The organism is Bradyrhizobium hipponense, assembly GCF_008123965.1.
GTDB classification, from domain to species: Bacteria; Pseudomonadota; Alphaproteobacteria; order Rhizobiales; family Xanthobacteraceae; genus Bradyrhizobium; species Bradyrhizobium hipponense.
The window spans coordinates 1-17595 of record NZ_VSTH01000138.1 but is presented as its reverse complement, the minus strand read 5'-3'; the positions used below and the strand labels follow the sequence as shown (position 1 = coordinate 17595).

Sequence of the window (17595 nt, the reverse complement as noted above, 5' to 3'; positions counted from 1 at the left end):
GAGACATATGAGCGACCAGACGAATGCCGGGCCGAGCGGCGATCTCTGCATCCGCACGTTGGCGATGCCGGCTGACACCAACGCGAACGGAGACATCTTCGGCGGCTGGCTGCTCAGCCAGATGGACGTCGGCGGCGGCGTGTTCGCCTCGAAAGTCGCGAAGTCGCGCACCGTGACGGTTGCAATCGAGGCGATGAATTTTCGCAAGGCGGTCTATGTCGGCGATCTCGTCTCGGTCTACGCCAACCTTGTGCGTGTGGGGCGGACCTCGCTCACCATACATCTCGAAGCCTGGGCGCTGCGGCGCAGGGAAGCGCATCCGTTCCTCGTCACCGACGGAAATTTTACCTACGTCTCGATCGACGACCACGGTCGTCCGCAGGCAATCAGCCAGACCGATACACGGATCCCGACCTGACCGCGCTGCGTCCGCAGCCGTCGCGTCTTCGCCAAGAACAAGTCATAAAACGGATGAGGTCCCGGCGTACTCAATTGCCTGTCGATTCGGGGTGGAAACGGCCTCAAATGCCCAGGAACCTTTGGGCGGGAGTGTCGTTGTTTGCCCGCACTGAGGAATCCACGGACCATGCCGGACAGCTACATCATCGAAGTCAATTCAGAGGCCGCAGGTATCGTCGTTCGCTCTCAGGGGGGCTACTGCTTCTTCGCCTCCTCCCCACGTTTCAACCGTCTCGAAGGCCAGCTCTTCCGCAACGCCCGCGAAGCCGAGCGCGCGGCGCGCAAGCTGGCTAACGGAGAGGTGGAGGAAGCGGCGTAGTTGCCACCCGCTCGCTCGTCATTCCGGCGCGCGCAATGCGAAGTAGGAATCTTTTGCCGCGAACACCTTCCCTTCTCCCCTTGTGGGAGAAGGTGGCGCGAAGCGCCGGATGAGGGGTTATCTCGGCAAATTCAACTGTGAGGGGCCCGCTCGCGGAGAGAACCCCTCACCCGCTCGCCGCTGCACGGCGACGCACCCTCTCCCACGAGGGCAAGGCAATCGCATATGGCCTTTTGGGCGGCCTGAGCGCGCGCCTCGTCCTTCGAGACGACCGCTCCGCGGTCTCCTCAGGATGAGGCTGAGCGGCATCGGCGCCCGTTGAAACCGCTGCCGCGCACTCCATCCTCATCCTGAGGGCCCGCCCCAAGGCGGGCGTCTCGAAGGATCGGCCACAACAAGATCAGCCCATCTGCGATCATCCTGCACAACAAGGGGAGAGGGGGAAGAAACGCATCACAACTTCGTCGCGGAGCGCGAGAGCAGCTTCCAGTCGTCGCCCTGCTTCTGCCAGTTCATCAGGATGTGAAGGTTGGTCGGCACTTTCTTCCCATCGGCTGCCATTTCCTGTTCTGCGACCCAGTGGAAGCGCACGATCGCGGCGGGGCCGACGACCTTGATGGTCCGATCCTGGTACTCGATCGACAGGAATTTCGATTTGCCGTCGGTGGCATTGGCGATGAAGGTTGCTTTGTCCTCGACCTTGCCGCTGGAATGACTGTAGCTCACCTCGTCGGCGCAGAGTACGCCGAGCGCCTTGGGGTCGGCTGCGATCTGAGCCAGGCGGAACGCCTCGACTTTTTTCGCCACTGCCTCTTCGTCTGCCGAGGCTGCCAGGGCCGGGGTCGCCAAAGCAAGTGCGGAGAGGGCCAGGGTCGAGAGAGCCAGACCTGAGATGGAAAGGTCGCGCCGGTTGATCATGTTTCCTCCTTTTTGATCTTGCACCAAGTGTTGCAGCCGCGTTTGCGTTTGTCGAGGGGGACGTCGGGCTCTTGAAAGCGCTGCATTGCGCATGTCGGCGCGTATTGATACGTCTCGCGCATTGATGAGCAGCGCGCAGGGGAAACACGGAAATGATGCAGGCCGCAGGCAAGGCATTGCTGTTCGATATCGACGGCACGCTTGCCGATACCGATGCCCTTCACCGCGAGGCGTTCAATCGGGTGTTTGGACCGCGCGGTCATGTGGTCGACGAAGCGCGTTTCAAGCGAGAGATTCAGGGCTTCTCCAACGCCTCGATCGGGGAGCGATTTCTGCCGGCGGAATCGCCGGCATTCCGCGCGGCCGTCATGGACGAGAAGGAACTGACTTTTCGCAATTTGGTCGCCGGGCGGATCGAGCCTTTGCCGGGGCTGATGACGCTGCTCGACCTCGCGGACGCGGCCGGCATTCCCATGGTCGCCGTCACCAACGCGCCGCGCCTGAACGCCGAGTTGCTACTGTCGGGCCTGGGCATCACGCATCGCTTCAAGGCGATCGTGATCGGCGATGAGCTGCCGCATGGCAAGCCGCATCCGCTGCCCTATCAGGAAGGGCTGCGCTTCGTCGGCGCGAGCGCGCAGGCCTCGATCGCGTTCGAGGATTCCCGTTCCGGCGTTCAATCGGCCGCGGCTGCGGGAATACCGACCATAGGGATGCGGACTACCCTCGGCCACGCCGACCTTGTTGCCGCCGGCGCGGTCGCCTCGGCCAGCGCCTACGACGATCCGGAGCTGCTTGCGCGCCTCGCCGTTGCCATGGCGTGGTGAAGGGCCTCATTTATTAACCGTGATCGGCTCCTGCATTGACGGGGCGAGCGAACCGCCGCACCATGCGTCTTTCCTGACTTGAGGCCCTCGCCGTGACCGGACTGACCCATCGCCAAGCCGAAATCCTCAACATCGCGCGCGCCTCCGGCCGGGTGATGGTCGAGGAGCTCGCGCGCCGCTTCGAGGTCTCGGCGCAGACTATCCGCAAGGATCTCAACGATCTCTGCGAACGCCGCTCGCTGACGCGCATCCATGGCGGCGCCATTATCGCCTCTGGCGTCGAGAATCTCGCCTATGAGGCGCGCCGTTTCGTCGCCGCGGACGAGAAGAAAGCGATTGGCGCTGCGGCCGCCTCGCTGATCCCGAACGGATGCTCGCTGTTCATCAACATCGGCACCACGACGGAGGAGGTGGCGAGCGCGCTGACCTCGCATGAGGATCTCCTCGTCATCACCAACAATCTCAACGTGGCCATGCTGCTCTACCGTCATCCCCGCATCGAAGTGGTGGTCGCCGGCGGCATGGTGCGGCGGGCCGACGGCGCCGTGGTCGGCTCGACTGCGACGCAGCTGATCGGCCAGTTCAAGGTCGACTACGCCATCATCGGCGCCTCCGCGATCGACGAGGAGGGCGCGCTGCTCGATTTCGACTATCGCGAGGTGCAGGTGGCCCAGGCCATCATCGCCAACGCACGCAGCGTCATGCTGGTCGCGGACTCGACCAAGCTGCGCCGCAGCGCGCCGGTCCGCATCGCTCACATCACCCAGATCCAGACCTTCGTGACCGACCAGGAATTGCCGGAGCGCCTCGCAACGATTTGCCACAGCAAGGGCATCGAGGTGGTCGCGGCGATGCCGAAGGCGGCGGACGATATCGATGATGCGACGGTCGAGGTGCAGGACGCCGCGCCCGAATCGGCGCCTGTGGTGCGCCTGCGCTAGGATTTTATGCGTCGCTCCACGGGTTGAGGAGCGAGACACCGAATGCCGCAAAGTCTTTTACATTGCGCGTGACGAGCGTGAGGTTGTTTGCGAGCGCGGTCGCGGCAAAGAAGCCATCCATGACGGACAGGGCGACGTCGCTTCTGCGGCTCTGCGCCATCAAGTCACCCCAGCGCTCGGCCACCGCGTGGTCGATCGGCAGGATACGCTCGGCAAACCGTTCCGGCAAATCATGGGCGAGCCAGGCAGCCAGCGCCGTGCGTCGACGGCCGTCCTCCAGCAATGCGATGCCGCGGCGAAGCTCGGCGATTGATGCAACGCTGATGAACGCACGATCCTCGTCGATCGTACCAAGCCACGCCAAAACTTTCGGGGAAGGCGCCGGCCGCTGAACCTCCGACAGCACGTTGGTGTCGAGCAGCAGGTTCACGGCATCTCGTCGTGTGGCGCATCGTGAACGCGTTCAAGCTCGAGGTCGGCACCGCGCAGCGGCGAAGCCAGCAGGAATTCGGCCAGCGTGCCTTTGCGCGCGGTCTTTCGCTCCCATTCGTCTGCGGAAACGACCACGGCATTCGGCTTGCCGTGACGGGTGATGATCTGGGGGCCGCTTTGGGCACGGTCGATCACCTCGGACAGTCGCGCCTTGGCGTTGGCAAGCGTCCAAGTGTCAGTTGGTGACGAGTCGGGTGCAGTGCTGTGATCTGTCATGCCGCAAAGAGCCAATATGACTATAATGACTATAATGACTATAATGACTATAATGACTATATATCACGGTCACGCATCCAATCACCAGAGGTTCTGATTACAAATTCGGCCGTTTGGCCGCCGCCTTCTTCATCCGACTGCCCACCAAAAAGTTCCGTCTTTCGCTTCCTTTCTCCCCTCTTTCATCTTGCTTTCGTTTTTCGGTGTGATCTAATCAAAAACGAAAGTAGCCGCTCGACGGAACGAGCGGTCCCAGGGGGATGCGTCTGTTGGAGCGTATTTTCGACCTCGCCATTATCGGAGGCGGTGTTAACGGCTGCGGCATCGCGCGCGACGCGGTGGGTCGCGGCAACAGCGTTTTCCTGTGCGAAATGAACGATCTGGCCAGCGGGACGTCGTCCTGGTCGACCAAGCTCGTGCACGGCGGCCTGCGCTATCTCGAATATTACGAGTTTCGTCTGGTCCGCGAGGCACTGATCGAGCGCGAGATCCTTTGGGGCATCGCTCCCCACATCATCCGTCCCCTGCGTTTCGTTTTGCCGCACCATGCGGGCCTGCGCCCGGCCTGGCTGCTGCGACTCGGTCTCTTCCTCTACGATCACATCGGCGGCCGCCACCTCTTGCCCGCGACGCGCTCGGTCGATCTCAGGCGCGACGAAGTCGGTCGCCCGCTGATCCCCAATCGCTACGCCCGCGCGTTCGAATATTCCGACTGCTTCGTCGATGACGCCCGCCTCGTCGTGCTCAACGCGCGCGATGCCGCCGACAAGGGCGCCGAGATCCGCACCCGCACCCGCGCCAGCGAGATCCGCCAGGCCGACGGCATCTGGACCGTGAGCATGGTCGACACCCTGACCGGTGTCCGCTCGTCGGTTCAGGCCCGCGCGTTGGTCAATGCCGGCGGACCCTGGGTCGAGGACGTGCTCGGCCGCGGCGCCGGCCTCAATGCCAAGGCCAAGGTGCGCCTGGTGCAGGGCTCGCACATCGTGGTCAAGAAGCTCTACGACCACGACCGCGCCTACATGTTCCAGAATGCCGACGGCCGCATCATCTTCGTCATTCCCTACCAGGACGACTTTACGCTGATCGGCACCACTGACCGCGACTATGACGGCGATCCCGCCAAGGTGAAGGCGACACCCGAGGAGATCCAGTATCTCTGCGCTGCCGCCAGCGAATATCTGGCCAAGCCGGTGACTTCAGAGGATGTGGTCTGGACCTATTCCGGCGTGCGTCCGCTCTATGATGACGGCGCCAGCGAAGCCAAGGCCGCCACCCGCGACTACGTGTTCGAGCTCGACATGCCCGGCGGCGCGCCGCTGCTGTCGATCTACGGCGGCAAGATCACGACCTATCGCCGCCTCGCCGAAGAGGCGCTGGAGCGGCTTGCGCCTCATCTTCGCAGCGCGAAGGCGCGCGAGGGCTGGACCGGCAAATGGCCGCTGCCCGGCGGCGACATGGGCGTGTCCGATGTCGACGGCCTGATTGCGGAGCTCCAGCGCGGCTATCCCTTCCTCAGCCACGAGCACGCGCGCCGTCTGGCCCGTGCCTATGGCACCCGCGCCATCAAGCTGCTCGGCGATGCCAAATCGGCGGCCGATCTTGGCCAGCCCTTCGGCGCGACGCTGACCGAGCGCGAGGTTCGCTACCTCCTGGCCAACGAATGGGCCGTGACGGCCGAGGACATCGTCTGGCGCCGTTCCAAGCTCGGCCTGCGACTATCTGCTGACGAGATCGCGGGCCTGGACGACTGGATTGCAACCCACGCCGTGTCGCAAAATCCCCTGCTGGAAGCAGGAGGACGCTCATGACCGTGACGCTCGATCACGTGACGCGCTCCGTCGAGGGAGTTCCGCATATTCGCGACGTCTCGCTGACGCTCGAGAGCGGCACGCTCAACGTGCTGCTCGGGCCGACGCTGTCCGGCAAGACCTCGATCATGCGGCTGCTCGCCGGTCTCGACAAGCCGACCACGGGCAAGGTGCTGGTCGACGGCAAGGACGTCACCGGCGCCGATGTGCGCCAGCGTTCGGTGGCGATGGTTTACCAGCAATTCATCAATTACCCATCGCTCACGGTCTATGAGAACATTGCCTCGCCGCTGCGCGTGCAGGGCAAGCCGCGCGCGGAGATCGAGAAGCGTGTGGCGGAAGCCGCAAGGCTGCTCAGGCTCGAGCCGTTCCTGAAGCGCACGCCGCTCCAGCTCTCCGGCGGCCAGCAGCAGCGCACTGCGATCGCGCGCGCGCTGGTCAAGGGCGCAGATCTCGTGCTGCTCGACGAGCCGCTCGCCAATCTCGATTATAAGCTGCGCGAGGAGCTGCGGACCGAGCTGCCGCGCATCTTCGAGGCGTCCGGCGCGATCTTCGTCTATGCCACTACCGAGCCGACCGAGGCGCTGCTGCTCGGCGGCAACACGGTCTGCATGTGGGAGGGCCGGGCGCTCCAGATCGGCGAGACGCCCAACGTCTACCGCCGGCCGCAGACGCTGCGGGTTGCGCAGGTGTTCTCCGATCCGCCGCTCAACCTCGTCGGCATCGAGAAGAAGAATGGCTCCGTGCAATATGCGGGAGGCATCGCCGCGCCGGCGTCTGGTCTCTATTCGTCGCTGGCCGACGGCGCCTATCGCGTCGGTTTTCGTGCGCATCAGCTTGCGCTCGCCAATGGCGAGACTGACCGCCATGCCTTCCATGCCACGGTGACGGTGACGGAGATCACCGGTTCGGAGAGTTTCGTGCATTTGACCCGCGATGGATCGAATTGGGTTGCGGTGCTGCACGGCGTGCACGAGTTCGAGCCCGGCCAGACTATCGATGCCGTGCTCGATCCCAACGACGTTTTTGTCTTCGATGCTGCCGACCGGCTGGTCGCGGCACCGGGCAATTCCTGAGGGAGATGCTCCATGGCCCGCATTGACCTCGTCGATCTAGCCCATTCCTACGGCGGCAATGATGCGCCGCAGGACAGCTTTGCGCTGAAACCGGTGACCATGACCTGGCGGCAGGGCGGCGCCTATGCGCTGCTAGGGCCGTCCGGCTGCGGCAAGACCACGCTGCTCAACGTCATTTCCGGCATCATCACGCCGTCCCGCGGAAGAATCCTGTTCGACGGCGACGACATCACACCGCTGTCAACCCAGAAGCGCAACATCGCCCAGGTGTTCCAGTTTCCGGTGATCTACGACACCATGACGGTGGGGCAGAACCTGGCGTTTCCGTTGAAGAATCGCGGCGTGCCAAGGGCCGAGATCGACAAGCGCGTCGCCGAGATCGGCCGCCTGCTCGATCTCGAACCCTATCTCAATCGCAAGGCCACGCGCCTCACCGCCGACGCCAAGCAGAAGATCTCGCTCGGCCGCGGTCTCGTCCGCTCCGACGTTGCCGCCGTGCTGTTTGACGAGCCCCTGACGGTGATCGATCCCGAGCTGAAATGGCAGCTCCGCTCGAAGCTGAAGGCGCTGCATCGCGAGCTCGACCTCACCATGATCTACGTCACCCACGACCAGACCGAGGCGCTGACATTCGCCGATACCGTGGTCGTCATGCATGACGGCCGGGTGGTGCAGAGCGGCACGCCGGCCGAGCTGTTCGACAAACCGGCGCACACCTTCGTCGGCTATTTCATCGGCTCGCCCGGCATGAACATCCTGCCGGCTGAGGTGAGAGGACGTGAGGCGCGGATCGGCGGCCATGTCATTGCGCTCAATCGCAGCTATGACAGCCTGCCCGCGGGCGCGAAGATCGAGATCGGCGTGCGTCCGGAATTCGTCGATGCGGTCACGCCGGCACCCGGCCTGCTGACCGCGAAGATCGATCGCATCGACGATCTCGGCCGCATCCGCTTCGCGCGCGTCCGCGTCGGCGATGCCAAGCTCGCGGCGCGCTCGCCTGCCGGCTTCACCAGTTCGGACGGTACGGCCGGGCTGAAATTCGATCCGTCGCACGTCCACGTCTATGCCGACAGCCTTCTGGTGGAGGGAGCCGCCTGATGGACAAGACCGTCAACCAAAAAGCCTGGTTTCTGGTAGCGCCGGTGTTCCTGGTCGTCGCCTTCTCGGCGGTGCTGCCGCTGATGACGGTGGTGAACTATTCGATGCAGGACACCTTCGGCAACAACCAATTCTTCTGGAACGGCGTCGGCTGGTTCAAGGAATTGCTCGATCCCTCGACCGATCTCGGCGGCCGCTTCCTGGCCTCGCTCGGGCGCAATCTGTTCTTCTCGCTGGTGATCCTTGCCATCGAGGTGCCGCTCGGCATCGTCGTCGCGTTGTCGATGCCGCGCCAGGGTTGGACGGTGGCGGCCTGTCTCGTCATCCTCGCACTGCCGCTGCTGATTCCGTGGAACGTGGTCGGCACGATCTGGCAGATTTTCGGCCGCCCCGACATCGGCCTGCTCGGCTATGTCCTCAACGCCATCGGCATCGACTATAATTACGTCTCCAACGACATCGACGCCTGGGTCACCGTCATCGTCATGGACGTCTGGCACTGGACCAGCCTGGTCGCGCTGCTCTGCTATGCCGGCCTGAAGTCGATCCCCGAGGCCTATTACCAGGCCGCCCAGATCGACGGCGCCTCGCGCTGGGCCGTGTTCAAGGCGATCCAGCTGCCCAAGATGAACCGGGTGCTGCTGATCGCGGTGCTGCTGCGCTTCATGGACTCGTTCATGATCTACACCGAACCCTTCGTCGTCACCGGTGGCGGGCCGGGCAACTCGACCACCTTCGTGTCGATCGAGCTCGTCAAGATCGCGCTCGGTCAGTTCGACCTCGGCAAGGCCGCCGCGCTGTCGCTGGTCTACAACCTGATCATCCTGATCGTCTGCTGGATATTCTATACCGTCATGACCAATGCCGGCGTCGAACGCAAAGTCCAGGCGGAGAGCGAGCCGGCGCTCGATTTCAAGGCTTCGGCCGGGCTCAAGCCCGTGCCCGCACTCAAGCCAAAGGAAGGAGTAGCCTGATGCACTCAATTCCCGGCCGGCGCGTCATCATGGCGCTGTTCCTGATCTTCCTGCTGCTGCCGATCTACTGGCTCGTCAACATGAGCTTCAAGACCAACGCCGAGATCGTCTCGACGATGACGTTGTGGCCGCACACACCCACGCTCCAGCACTACAAGCGCATCTTCACCGACGAGAGCTGGTATTCCGGCTATATCAACTCGCTGGAATATGTCGTTCTCAACACCATCATCTCGATCTCGGTGGCGCTGCCGGCGGCCTACGCATTCTCGCGCTATCGATTCCTCGGCGACAAGCACCTGTTCTTCTGGCTGCTGTCGAACCGCATGGCGCCGGCGGCGGTCTATGCGCTGCCGTTCTTCAATCTCTATTCGGCGATCGGGCTGTTCGATACGCCCTGGGCGGTCGCACTTGCGCACTGCATCTTCAACGTCCCGCTGGCGGTGTGGATCCTCGAAGGCTTCGTCTCCGGTGTGCCGCGCGAGATCGACGAGACCGCCTTCCTCGACGGCTATTCCTTCCCGCGATTCTTCATCAAGATTCTGGTGCCGCTGATCGCGAGCGGCATCGGCGTCGCCGCCTTCTTCTGCTTCATGTTCTCCTGGGTCGAGTTGCTGCTCGCGCGGACGCTGACCTCGGTGCAGACAAAGCCGATCGCGGCGATCATGACGCGCACGGTGTCGGCAGCCGGCATGGACTGGGGCCTGTTAGCTGCCGCCGGCGTGCTCACCATCATTCCGGGCGCCCTCGTGATCTGGTTCGTCCGCAACTATATCGCGAGCGGCTTCGCGCTCGGCCGGGTGTGAGGGGAGGCTTTTATGGAATCCATCGCATGGATGGCCTGGACGCTGCCGACCGCGATCTTCTTCGTCGCGCTCGCCTGCACGCTCGCCGTGATGACTTGGCTTGCCGCGGCCTATCCGGAGGCCGAGCGTGTCGGCGTGCTGCGCATCCCGACCACCCGGGGCGACCGCCTGTTCATCTCGCTGATCACGGCCGCGGTCATCCACCTCTTGTGGATCGCTTTCATCGGCACCGACGCGCTTGCTACACTACCAATCAGCGAGGAGGGCATTGAGATTTCGCGCCTGTGGCTCGCATCAGGAATTTCGCTTGTCACGGCCGTGCTCATTTTTCGCACGGTCTAGCTCGCGAAGGGACGGCCAGATCCGGGAGCAAACCCGGGCCTGTATAAAGTTTGTCGCTGCAACGGAGGAACAACATGCGGCAGTTTAGGAGAAGGGAACGTCCATTGACCAAAAGCAGATTTCTAACGATGTCGAGCGCCGCCGCGCTTATCGCGGTGTCGTTCGCCGTCTCGGCGCCGGTCCGCGCCGCCGACGACGCTGCGATCCAGAAGTGGATCGCGGAATTCCAGCCCTCGACGCTGTCGAAGGAAGACCAGAAGAAGGAGCTGGAGTGGTTTGCCAAGGCCGCCGAGCCCTTCAAGGGCATGGAGATCAACGTCGTCTCCGAGACCATCACGACCCACGAATATGAGTCGCAGACGCTGGCCAAGGCGTTCTCCGAACTTACCGGCATCAAGCTCAAGCACGACATCATACAGGAAGGTGACGTGGTCGAGAAGCTGCAGACCCAGATGCAGTCCGGCAAGAACGTCTATGACGGCTGGATCAACGACTCCGATCTGATCGGCACGCACTTCCGCTACGGCCAGACCATCGCGCTGTCGGACTACATGACCGGTGAGGGCAAGGACGTCACCGACCCCATGCTCGAGGTCAACGACTTCATCGGCAAGTCCTTTGGCACGGCACCGGACGGCAAGCTCTACCAGCTGCCTGACCAGCAGTTCGCCAACCTCTACTGGTTCCGCTACGATTGGTTCACCAACCCCGACTACAAGGCCAAGTTCAAGGCCAAGTATGGCTACGAGCTCGGCGTGCCCGTGAACTGGTCCGCCTATGAGGACATCGCCGAGTTCTTCACCAACGACATCAAGGAGATCAACGGCGTCAAGGTCTACGGCCATATGGACTATGGCAAGAAGGACCCCTCGCTCGGATGGCGGTTCACCGACGCCTGGCTGTCGATGGCCGGCAACGGCGACAAGGGCATTCCGAACGGTCTGCCGGTCGACGAGTGGGGCATCCGCATGGAAGGCTGCCGTCCGGTCGGCTCCTCGGTCGAACGTGGTGGCGACACCAACGGCCCGGCCGCGGTCTACTCGATCACGAAGTATCTGGACTGGATGAAGAAGTATGCTCCGCCGCAAGCGCAGGGCATGACCTTCTCTGAGTCCGGTCCCGTGCCGGCGCAGGGCAATATCGCCCAGCAGATGTTCTGGTACACCGCTTTCACCGCCGACATGGTGAAGCCGGGCATCGCCGTGATGAACGCGGACGGTACGCCGAAATGGCGTATGGCTCCGTCGCCGCATGGCGCGTACTGGAAGGAAGGCATGAAGCTCGGCTATCAGGACGCGGGCTCGCTCACGCTTCTGAAGTCGACACCCGCGGATCGCCGCAAGGCGGCCTGGCTCTATCTCCAGTTCATCGTCTCGAAGACGGTGTCGCTGAAGAAGAGCCATGTCGGTCTCACCTTCATCCGTGAATCCGACATCTGGGACAAGTCGTTCACTGAGCGTGCGCCGAAGCTCGGCGGCCTGATCGAGTTCTACCGCTCGCCCGCGCGCGTGCAGTGGACCCCGACCGGCAATAACGTGCCCGACTATCCGAAGCTCGCGCAGCTGTGGTGGCAGAACATCGGCGATGCGTCGTCCGGTACGAAGACGCCGCAAGCCGCGATGGACTCGCTTGCCGCAGCTCAGGACTCCGTCATGGAACGCCTGGAGAAGTCCGGCGTGCAGGGTGCCTGCGGTCCGAAGCTGCACAAGAAGGAAACGGCCGAGTACTGGTTCGCCAAGGCCCAGAAGGACGGCACGATTGCTCCTCAGCGCAAGCTTGCCAACGAGAAGCCGAAGGGCGAGACGGTCGACTACGACACGCTGATCAAGTCGTGGCCGGCAACCCCGCCCAAGCGCGCCTCGCTGCAGTAAGGTACGTCTCATAACCACGAAAGGCCGGGAGAAGTCCCGGCCTTTTTCTTTGTTTCTTTGTGCGGAGCCCACTCTGCACCCACATCGTCATTGCGAGCGTAGCGAAGCAATCCAGCGTCCTTCCGCAGAGGCAGTCTGGATTGCTTCGTCGCAAGGGCTCCTCGCAATGACGGAGGATGAAGCGTTCGCGCAGCCTTACTCCGCCGCCTCGGCCGCTTCCAGCGCCGGATAGTCCGTATATCCCTTTGCGCCGCCGCCGTAGAACGTGTTCTTGTCCCACTCGTTCAGCGAGGCCCCCTTCTTCAGACGCTCGACCAGATCGGGGTTGGAGATAAACGGCTTGCCGAACGCGATCAGATCGGCGGCGCCGGCATCCAGCACCTTGGTCGCAAGATCGAAGTCGTAGCCGTTGTTGGCGACATAGGCGCCGGAGAAGCGCTTGCGCAGGCCCGCATAGTCGAACGGCGCGATGTCGCGCGGGCCGCCGGTGGCGCCCTCGACGACATGGAGATAGACCAGCTTCAGGGCGCTGAGCCCGTCGACGATATGGTGGTACAAAGCTTGCGGGTTCGAATCCGAGATATCGTTGGCCGGCGTTACCGGCGAAATGCGGATGCCGGTGCGGTCGGCGCCGGCTTCGGCGGCAACGGCCTTCGAAACCTCCAGCATCAGCCGCGCGCGGTTTTCGATGGAGCCGCCATAGGCATCTAGGCGCTTGTTGGTGCCGTCCTTGGCGAACTGCTCGAGCAAATAGCCATTGGCGCCGTGGATCTCGACGCCGTCGAAACCGGCTTCCAGCGCATAGCGCGTCGCGCGCTTGAAATCCTCGATGGTCCCTGGAATTTCGGAAAGCTCGAGCGCGCGGGGCTCGGAAACGTCGGCGAAAGTGCCGCCAACGAAGGTCTTGCCCTTGGCGCGGATCGCGCTCGGCGCCACCGGAGCGGCGCCATTGGCCTGAAGCGCGACATGCGAGATGCGTCCGACATGCCAGAGCTGGATGAAGATCTTTCCACCGCGCTCATGGACGCGGTCGGTGACCTTGCGCCAGCCGGCGGCCTGCTCCTTGGTGTAGATGCCTGGCGTGTCCTGATAGCCCTGGCCCTGCTGCGAGACCTGGCTCGCTTCGGTGATCAGCAGGGCTGCGGAGGCGCGCTGGCCGTAATAGTCCGCGGCAAGCGGGCTCGGCACGAAGCTGCCGGGCACGGCCCGGTTGCGCGTCAATGGCGCCATCACGAAACGGTTCGCAAGCGTGATCGGGCCGAGCTTGTAGGTCTCAAACAATTTGGTCGGACGGCTCATGGGATTCGCTTCCAGGCAATGAGAGGTTCCGAACACTTGTGCATTGCGGCAACCAGTGCAAGAGAAGAGCCATACGGAAAGTGCAGGCGAGCTACGCGGCAACGTCCGCGTAGCATAATTCATGTGCAATTTGGATCACGGCAGCGGGTTTTCGCTGCGGCCATATCGAAGCTCAGTTCGCGCCGAGGAAATCGCGCTTGCCGATATCGACGCCGTTGTGACGCAAGATGCCGTGGGCGATCGCCGCGTGGAAATAGAAGTTCGGCAGCGAGAATGCGCTCAGGAATTGCTGCCCCTTCATGGTGATGGATTTGTCGGGACCGGCCGGGAAGGTGACGTCCTTGGCGTCGGCGCCCTCGAACTGCTCCGGCTTGAACGATTTCACGTAGTCGATCGTCTTTGCCAGCCGCTGCTTCAATTCGCCAAAGCTCGTCTCGGTGTCGGAGCTTGAGGGTACTTCGCTGTGGGTCAGCCGCGCGCAGCCTTTGGCGGCGAAATCGCTGACGAGCTGGATCTGTTTCGACAGCGGCAGCATGTCCGGGAAGAGGCGGGATCCCAGCAGGACGGCGGGGTCGACCTTCTTGGCCGCGCAATGCGCTTCTGCCTTGGTGAGCAGGCCGATGAGGCTGTTCAGCATTTGCAAATAGGCGGGGACGACGGCGTCATAAAAGGACATGTGATGCTCGCTCTCATGGTGGGGATCTCAGGAGAAACCTGAGCCACTCACATGGGAACGTCATGGAAAAATACAATCGCGGGAGCGGCTTGTGCGGTGCGAAAATTCTACCGGATCGTTCCCGCCGGCTGGGCCTGCGCCGTAGCGCCGCGCATGCGGGCCAGTAGCTCGGCAGTGGGCCAGGAATCGGCGGGCAGGCCGTATTTGACCTGCATCGCCTTGACGGCGGCGCGGCTCTGCTGGCCCAGCACGCCGTCGACTTTGCCGACGTTGAAGCCGGCGCGGACCAGGAGCTGCTGCAATTCCTTGAGCTCGTTGAACGGCAGTTGCGCGACCGGCGCAGACGGCTTGCGCATCGGGGCCGCGCCCGCGATGCGCGAGGCCAGATAGCCCGCTGTGGTCGAATAGATCAGCGAGTTATTCCACTCGGTGTAAGCCGCGAAATTCGGATAGGCCATGAAGGCCGGCCCGGTCCGTCCCATCGGCAGCAGCACGGAGGCCGCGAGATTGTCGTTCGGCAGCGGCCGGCCATCGGGATAGGTGACACCAAGCTGCGCCCATTTCGAGCGCGGCTGCTGCACCGAAAGATCGGTCTGATCCCATGGCAGGTTTTGCGGCACCTTGATCTCTTCCAGCCATGGCTCGCCGCGCCGCCACTTCAAGCCGTTGGCGATATAGTTCGCGGTCGAGCCGATCACGTCGGGTCCGCTGCGCAAGAGGTCGCGCAGTCCATCGCCGTCATAGTCGACGGCATAGTTGACGTAGTGCACCGGCAAAAACTGCGTCTGGCCGAGCTCGCCGGCCCAGGAGCCGATCATCTCGTCGGGCAAGAGATCGCCGCGATCGATCACCTTCAGCGCGGCGATGGTTTCGTTCACGAACATCTCCGAGCGGCGGCAGTCATAGGCCAGCGACACCAGCGATTTCAGCGTCGGCAAATTGCCCATGTTGGCGCCGAAATCGCTCTCGAGGCCCCAGAACGCGGCAATCACCGCCGGCGGCACGCCGTATTCCTTTTCGGCGCGCGCGAATGCGGCCGCATATGTCTTGATGTGCTGCTGGCCGTTCTGCATGCGATAGGGCGCCGCCATACGGCCGGCAAACTCGGTAAAGAGCTGGCCGAACACGCGCTGGCCGCGGTCGCGGTTGACGATGCCCTGGTCGTAAACGAGGTAGGGCGAGGCCTGCGCGATTGTCCGTTGCGACACGCCTGCGGCAACCGCCTGTTGCTTCACGTCGGCCAGGAAGCGATCGAAGCTCGCGCCATTGTGGCACGACGCCGCGCGGGGCGACGGCGCAGTCGCCTTGGGCGCGGCGGGTTTTGCGGATGGCGGGAGGAATTGGGCGGAAGCAGGAAAGGAAACAGCGACAAGGACAACGGCCGCGGTCGCGAGGCGTGTTTGGAGCATGGGGTTTCCGGCAGACAGAAGGGCGCGGTGGAATCTCGCTAAAGCTTATGTGAAGTGGGCGCCTCAAACCATCCCTTCGTCATGGCCGGGCTTGTCCCGGCCATCCACGCGCTTCGGTCCTTGCGTCTACGAAGAACGCGGATGCCCGGGACAAGCCCGGGCATGACGGAAAAAGCAACGTTGAGCGTAGCCGCGGCTCCGCGACGCACCATGAAACCTTGCGGGCGGGGCGGGGTCATCCCTACCTCAACAGCGCCGGCCCGCCGCGCCTCCAGTGGCCACGGCCGGTCCGGGAGACGGCCATGAACTATTTTCGTACCGCAATCCTCCTCGCAGGCCTCACCGCCCTGTTCATGGGTGTCGGCTACCTTATCGGCGGCGCCTCCGGCGCCATGATCGCGCTCGTTATTGCTGCGGCGACCAATCTCTTCACCTACTGGAACTCCGACCGTATGGTGCTCGGCATGTACGGCGCCCACGAGGTCGATCGTGCCAGCGCGCCGGAGCTGGTCGGTCTCGTCGCCGAGCTTGCGGGGCGCGCCGGCCTGCCGATGCCGCGCGTGTTCCTGATGGACGAGCCGCAGCCCAATGCGTTCGCAACCGGCCGCAATCCCGAAAATGCCGCCGTTGCCGTCACCACCGGCCTGATGCACCAGCTCAACCGCGAGGAGCTCGCCGGCGTCATCGCCCACGAGCTCGCGCATATCAAGCATCACGACACGCTGCTGATGACAATTACTGCGACCATCGCCGGCGCGATCTCCATGCTTGCCCAGTTCGGCATGTTCTTCGGCGGCAACCGCGACAACAACAATGGTCTCGGCATCGTCGGCTCGATCCTGATGATGATCCTGGCGCCGCTCGGTGCCATGCTGGTGCAGATGGCGATCAGCCGCACCCGCGAATACGCCGCCGACAATCTCGGCGCACGCATCGCAGGCCAGCCGATGTGGCTCGCGTCGGCGCTGGTGAAGCTCGATAGCGCCGCGCATCAGGTCCCGAACTTCGAGGCCGAACGAAACCCTGCGACCGCGCATATGTTCATCATCAATCCGCTGTCGGGCCACGGCGTCGACAATCTCTTCGCCACCCATCCCTCGACGCAGAATCGCATCGCGGCGCTCCAGCAGCTCGCGGCCGAGCTCGGCGCGCAGGCGACCGCGTCGATCGGCGCCAATGAGAACTATCCGCCGCGAAGCCCGTGGGGCCGCTCGTCGTCGCGTGGTCCTTGGGGCTGATACGGACCCGGCTACAAATACTGTCCGGCTTTGTGACCTGGCGCACACAGGAGCGTTCAAGCCGATGCTAACACCGCTGCCAGATGATTGCTTCGAAAGGGGATGCGTGGCCGGCCTGTCGCTGGCCACCGTCGAAGATGACCAAAGCTGCGGTGCCATTGCTGATCGTCCTGGGCGTGCTCATCGGCCTGTCCACGCACACCGTTGTGAATTGCGGTGACGAGGACGAGCTCGACATCTGCTCGGCCGTGATCGGCTTCTCGCCGCTCCGCGGCTCGCTGATCGCCTTCGCCTATGAGGGGCGCGGACGGATCGCGTTGCGCCATGGCGACTGGCGTCGGGCGGTCGCCGATTTCGACCAGGCCATTCACCTCAATCCCAACCGCGCCTCGCTCTATCGCGACCGCGGCCTCGCGCGCCGGCAGAACGGGGAGGCGGAGCTCGCCATTGCCGACTACGACGAGGCGATCGCGCTCGATCCCAAGCTCGCCGCGCCCTATCACCAGCGTGGCCTTGCGCTCGCCGCCAAGGGCGATCTCGACCGCGCCATCCTGAGCTACAACACGGCAGTCCGCCTCGACCCGTCGGATGCGCAGGCTCGCTTCGATCGCGGCCTGGCGTTCCTCGCCCGCGGCCAGGCGGACGACGCGCGCACCGATTTCGAAGCGGCCCTGGCGCTGCCCACCAGCAAGGACGGCCGCACGCGCGAGGCGGCCCGCGCGAAGCTCGCCGAGCTTTCGAACGCTGAGCCAACCCGCATCGCCGCGCCGAGAAGGTGAAGATTTAGAGGCAAGCTCGCCGCTTGTCCCTCTCCCCTTGTGGG

The 17595-nt window shown here is 63.6% G+C and carries 19 protein-coding genes; 13 read left to right on the top strand and 6 right to left on the bottom strand.

What is annotated here, in order from left to right; translation table 11 throughout:
• The first annotated feature begins 7 nt into the window (after positions 1 to 7).
• Together FXV83_RS33265 and FXV83_RS33260 are read left to right on the top strand one after the other, a co-directional pair.
• Positions 8 to 418 carry an acyl-CoA thioesterase gene (locus FXV83_RS33265; RefSeq protein WP_148743789.1) on the top strand — a complete coding sequence of 137 codons (411 nt, stop codon included), beginning with the start codon at positions 8 to 10 and terminating at the stop codon, positions 416 to 418.
• 168 nt (positions 419 to 586) lie between these two features.
• Positions 587 to 778, top strand: coding sequence for a hypothetical protein (locus tag FXV83_RS33260; RefSeq protein WP_148743788.1), 192 nt, complete (start codon positions 587 to 589; stop codon positions 776 to 778).
• Between the two features lie 453 nt (positions 779 to 1231).
• Here FXV83_RS33260 and FXV83_RS33255 read toward each other — a convergent pair whose 3' ends face one another.
• Positions 1232 to 1696 (bottom strand): nuclear transport factor 2 family protein, encoded by a 465-nt coding sequence (locus FXV83_RS33255; RefSeq protein ID WP_148743824.1) that lies wholly within the window; start codon positions 1694 to 1696, stop codon positions 1232 to 1234.
• A gap of 152 nt (positions 1697 to 1848) precedes the next feature.
• On the opposite strand from FXV83_RS33255, the gene FXV83_RS33250 reads away from it, so the two are divergent.
• Both FXV83_RS33250 and FXV83_RS33245 read left to right on the top strand, forming a co-directional pair.
• Positions 1849 to 2523 carry an HAD family hydrolase gene (locus FXV83_RS33250; protein ID WP_148743787.1) on the top strand — a complete coding sequence of 225 codons (675 nt, stop codon included), beginning with the start codon at positions 1849 to 1851 and terminating at the stop codon, positions 2521 to 2523.
• A gap of 92 nt (positions 2524 to 2615) precedes the next feature.
• The gene (locus FXV83_RS33245) at positions 2616 to 3464 is read left to right on the top strand and encodes a DeoR/GlpR family DNA-binding transcription regulator (RefSeq protein ID WP_148743786.1); all 849 of its coding nucleotides are present in this window, start codon (positions 2616 to 2618) and stop codon (positions 3462 to 3464) included.
• Between the two features lie 4 nt (positions 3465 to 3468).
• Here FXV83_RS33245 and FXV83_RS33240 read toward each other — a convergent pair whose 3' ends face one another.
• Positions 3469 to 3894, bottom strand: coding sequence for a type II toxin-antitoxin system VapC family toxin (locus FXV83_RS33240; RefSeq protein WP_148743785.1), 426 nt, complete (start codon positions 3892 to 3894; stop codon positions 3469 to 3471).
• Complete coding sequence (locus FXV83_RS33235; protein ID WP_148743784.1) at positions 3891 to 4172, bottom strand: type II toxin-antitoxin system Phd/YefM family antitoxin; 282 nt, start codon at positions 4170 to 4172, stop codon at positions 3891 to 3893. Before FXV83_RS33235 ends, FXV83_RS33240 begins: the two co-directional genes overlap by 4 nt.
• Before the next feature lie 260 nt (positions 4173 to 4432).
• Between FXV83_RS33235 and glpD the strand changes: the two genes are divergently transcribed.
• From glpD to FXV83_RS33200, 7 genes are all read left to right on the top strand, one after another.
• Entirely contained in the window at positions 4433 to 5983 is a 1551-nt protein-coding gene (gene glpD, locus FXV83_RS33230; RefSeq protein WP_148743783.1) for a glycerol-3-phosphate dehydrogenase, read from the top strand.
• Positions 5980 to 7059, top strand: a complete 1080-nt coding sequence (locus FXV83_RS33225; RefSeq protein WP_148743782.1) for an ABC transporter ATP-binding protein — start codon at positions 5980 to 5982, stop codon at positions 7057 to 7059. The genes glpD and FXV83_RS33225 overlap by 4 nt, the downstream gene beginning before the upstream one ends.
• Before the next feature lie 12 nt (positions 7060 to 7071).
• Positions 7072 to 8157 (top strand): ABC transporter ATP-binding protein, encoded by a 1086-nt coding sequence (locus FXV83_RS33220; RefSeq protein ID WP_148743781.1) that lies wholly within the window; start codon positions 7072 to 7074, stop codon positions 8155 to 8157.
• Positions 8157 to 9131 (top strand): carbohydrate ABC transporter permease, encoded by a 975-nt coding sequence (locus FXV83_RS33215; protein WP_148743780.1) that lies wholly within the window; start codon positions 8157 to 8159, stop codon positions 9129 to 9131. Before FXV83_RS33220 ends, FXV83_RS33215 begins: the two co-directional genes overlap by 1 nt.
• Complete coding sequence (locus tag FXV83_RS33210) at positions 9131 to 9937, top strand: carbohydrate ABC transporter permease (protein ID WP_148743779.1); 807 nt, start codon at positions 9131 to 9133, stop codon at positions 9935 to 9937. The genes FXV83_RS33215 and FXV83_RS33210 overlap by 1 nt, the downstream gene beginning before the upstream one ends.
• Before the next feature lie 12 nt (positions 9938 to 9949).
• On the top strand, positions 9950 to 10279 hold the full coding sequence (locus FXV83_RS33205; protein WP_148743778.1) for a DUF2160 domain-containing protein: 330 nt from the start codon (positions 9950 to 9952) through the stop codon (positions 10277 to 10279).
• Positions 10280 to 10407: 128 nt separating this feature from the next.
• Positions 10408 to 12150 (top strand): ABC transporter substrate-binding protein, encoded by a 1743-nt coding sequence (locus tag FXV83_RS33200; protein ID WP_187436337.1) that lies wholly within the window; start codon positions 10408 to 10410, stop codon positions 12148 to 12150.
• Between the two features lie 195 nt (positions 12151 to 12345).
• On the opposite strand, the gene FXV83_RS33190 is transcribed toward FXV83_RS33200, so the two are convergent.
• From FXV83_RS33190 to FXV83_RS33180, 3 genes are all read right to left on the bottom strand, one after another.
• Positions 12346 to 13449 carry an alkene reductase gene (locus tag FXV83_RS33190; RefSeq protein WP_148743775.1) on the bottom strand — a complete coding sequence of 368 codons (1104 nt, stop codon included), beginning with the start codon at positions 13447 to 13449 and terminating at the stop codon, positions 12346 to 12348.
• 172 nt (positions 13450 to 13621) lie between these two features.
• Positions 13622 to 14125 (bottom strand): DUF1993 domain-containing protein, encoded by a 504-nt coding sequence (locus FXV83_RS33185; protein WP_148743774.1) that lies wholly within the window; start codon positions 14123 to 14125, stop codon positions 13622 to 13624.
• A gap of 107 nt (positions 14126 to 14232) precedes the next feature.
• Complete coding sequence (locus FXV83_RS33180; protein ID WP_148743773.1) at positions 14233 to 15534, bottom strand: lytic murein transglycosylase; 1302 nt, start codon at positions 15532 to 15534, stop codon at positions 14233 to 14235.
• Positions 15535 to 15836: 302 nt separating this feature from the next.
• Here FXV83_RS33180 and htpX point away from each other — a divergent pair, with 302 nt between their 5' ends.
• Together htpX and FXV83_RS33170 are read left to right on the top strand one after the other, a co-directional pair.
• On the top strand, positions 15837 to 16772 hold the full coding sequence (htpX, locus tag FXV83_RS33175; RefSeq protein WP_148743772.1) for a zinc metalloprotease HtpX: 936 nt from the start codon (positions 15837 to 15839) through the stop codon (positions 16770 to 16772).
• A gap of 137 nt (positions 16773 to 16909) precedes the next feature.
• Positions 16910 to 17551, top strand: a complete 642-nt coding sequence (locus FXV83_RS33170; protein ID WP_187436329.1) for a tetratricopeptide repeat protein — start codon at positions 16910 to 16912, stop codon at positions 17549 to 17551.
• Positions 17552 to 17595: the final 44 nt, after the last annotated feature.

Excerpts from the sequence above, each read along its gene's own strand:
- FXV83_RS33265 (WP_148743789.1), top strand. The coding sequence starts at position 8 with ATGAGCGACCAGACGAATGCCGGGCCGAGCGGCGATCTCTGCATCCGC.
- FXV83_RS33260 (WP_148743788.1), top strand. The coding sequence starts at position 587 with ATGCCGGACAGCTACATCATCGAAGTCAATTCAGAGGCCGCAGGTATC.
- FXV83_RS33255 (WP_148743824.1), bottom strand. The coding sequence starts at position 1,696 with ATGATCAACCGGCGCGACCTTTCCATCTCAGGTCTGGCTCTCTCGACC.
- FXV83_RS33250 (WP_148743787.1), top strand. The coding sequence starts at position 1,849 with ATGATGCAGGCCGCAGGCAAGGCATTGCTGTTCGATATCGACGGCACG.
- FXV83_RS33235 (WP_148743784.1), bottom strand. The coding sequence starts at position 4,172 with ATGACAGATCACAGCACTGCACCCGACTCGTCACCAACTGACACTTGG.
- glpD (WP_148743783.1), top strand. The coding sequence starts at position 4,433 with ATGCGTCTGTTGGAGCGTATTTTCGACCTCGCCATTATCGGAGGCGGT.
- FXV83_RS33225 (WP_148743782.1), top strand. The coding sequence starts at position 5,980 with ATGACCGTGACGCTCGATCACGTGACGCGCTCCGTCGAGGGAGTTCCG.
- FXV83_RS33220 (WP_148743781.1), top strand. The coding sequence starts at position 7,072 with ATGGCCCGCATTGACCTCGTCGATCTAGCCCATTCCTACGGCGGCAAT.
- FXV83_RS33215 (WP_148743780.1), top strand. The coding sequence starts at position 8,157 with ATGGACAAGACCGTCAACCAAAAAGCCTGGTTTCTGGTAGCGCCGGTG.
- FXV83_RS33210 (WP_148743779.1), top strand. The coding sequence starts at position 9,131 with ATGCACTCAATTCCCGGCCGGCGCGTCATCATGGCGCTGTTCCTGATC.
- FXV83_RS33205 (WP_148743778.1), top strand. The coding sequence starts at position 9,950 with ATGGAATCCATCGCATGGATGGCCTGGACGCTGCCGACCGCGATCTTC.
- FXV83_RS33200 (WP_187436337.1), top strand. The coding sequence starts at position 10,408 with ATGTCGAGCGCCGCCGCGCTTATCGCGGTGTCGTTCGCCGTCTCGGCG.
- FXV83_RS33190 (WP_148743775.1), bottom strand. The coding sequence starts at position 13,449 with ATGAGCCGTCCGACCAAATTGTTTGAGACCTACAAGCTCGGCCCGATC.
- FXV83_RS33185 (WP_148743774.1), bottom strand. The coding sequence starts at position 14,125 with ATGTCCTTTTATGACGCCGTCGTCCCCGCCTATTTGCAAATGCTGAAC.
- FXV83_RS33180 (WP_148743773.1), bottom strand. The coding sequence starts at position 15,534 with ATGCTCCAAACACGCCTCGCGACCGCGGCCGTTGTCCTTGTCGCTGTT.
- htpX (WP_148743772.1), top strand. The coding sequence starts at position 15,837 with ATGAACTATTTTCGTACCGCAATCCTCCTCGCAGGCCTCACCGCCCTG.
- FXV83_RS33170 (WP_187436329.1), top strand. The coding sequence starts at position 16,910 with ATGACCAAAGCTGCGGTGCCATTGCTGATCGTCCTGGGCGTGCTCATC.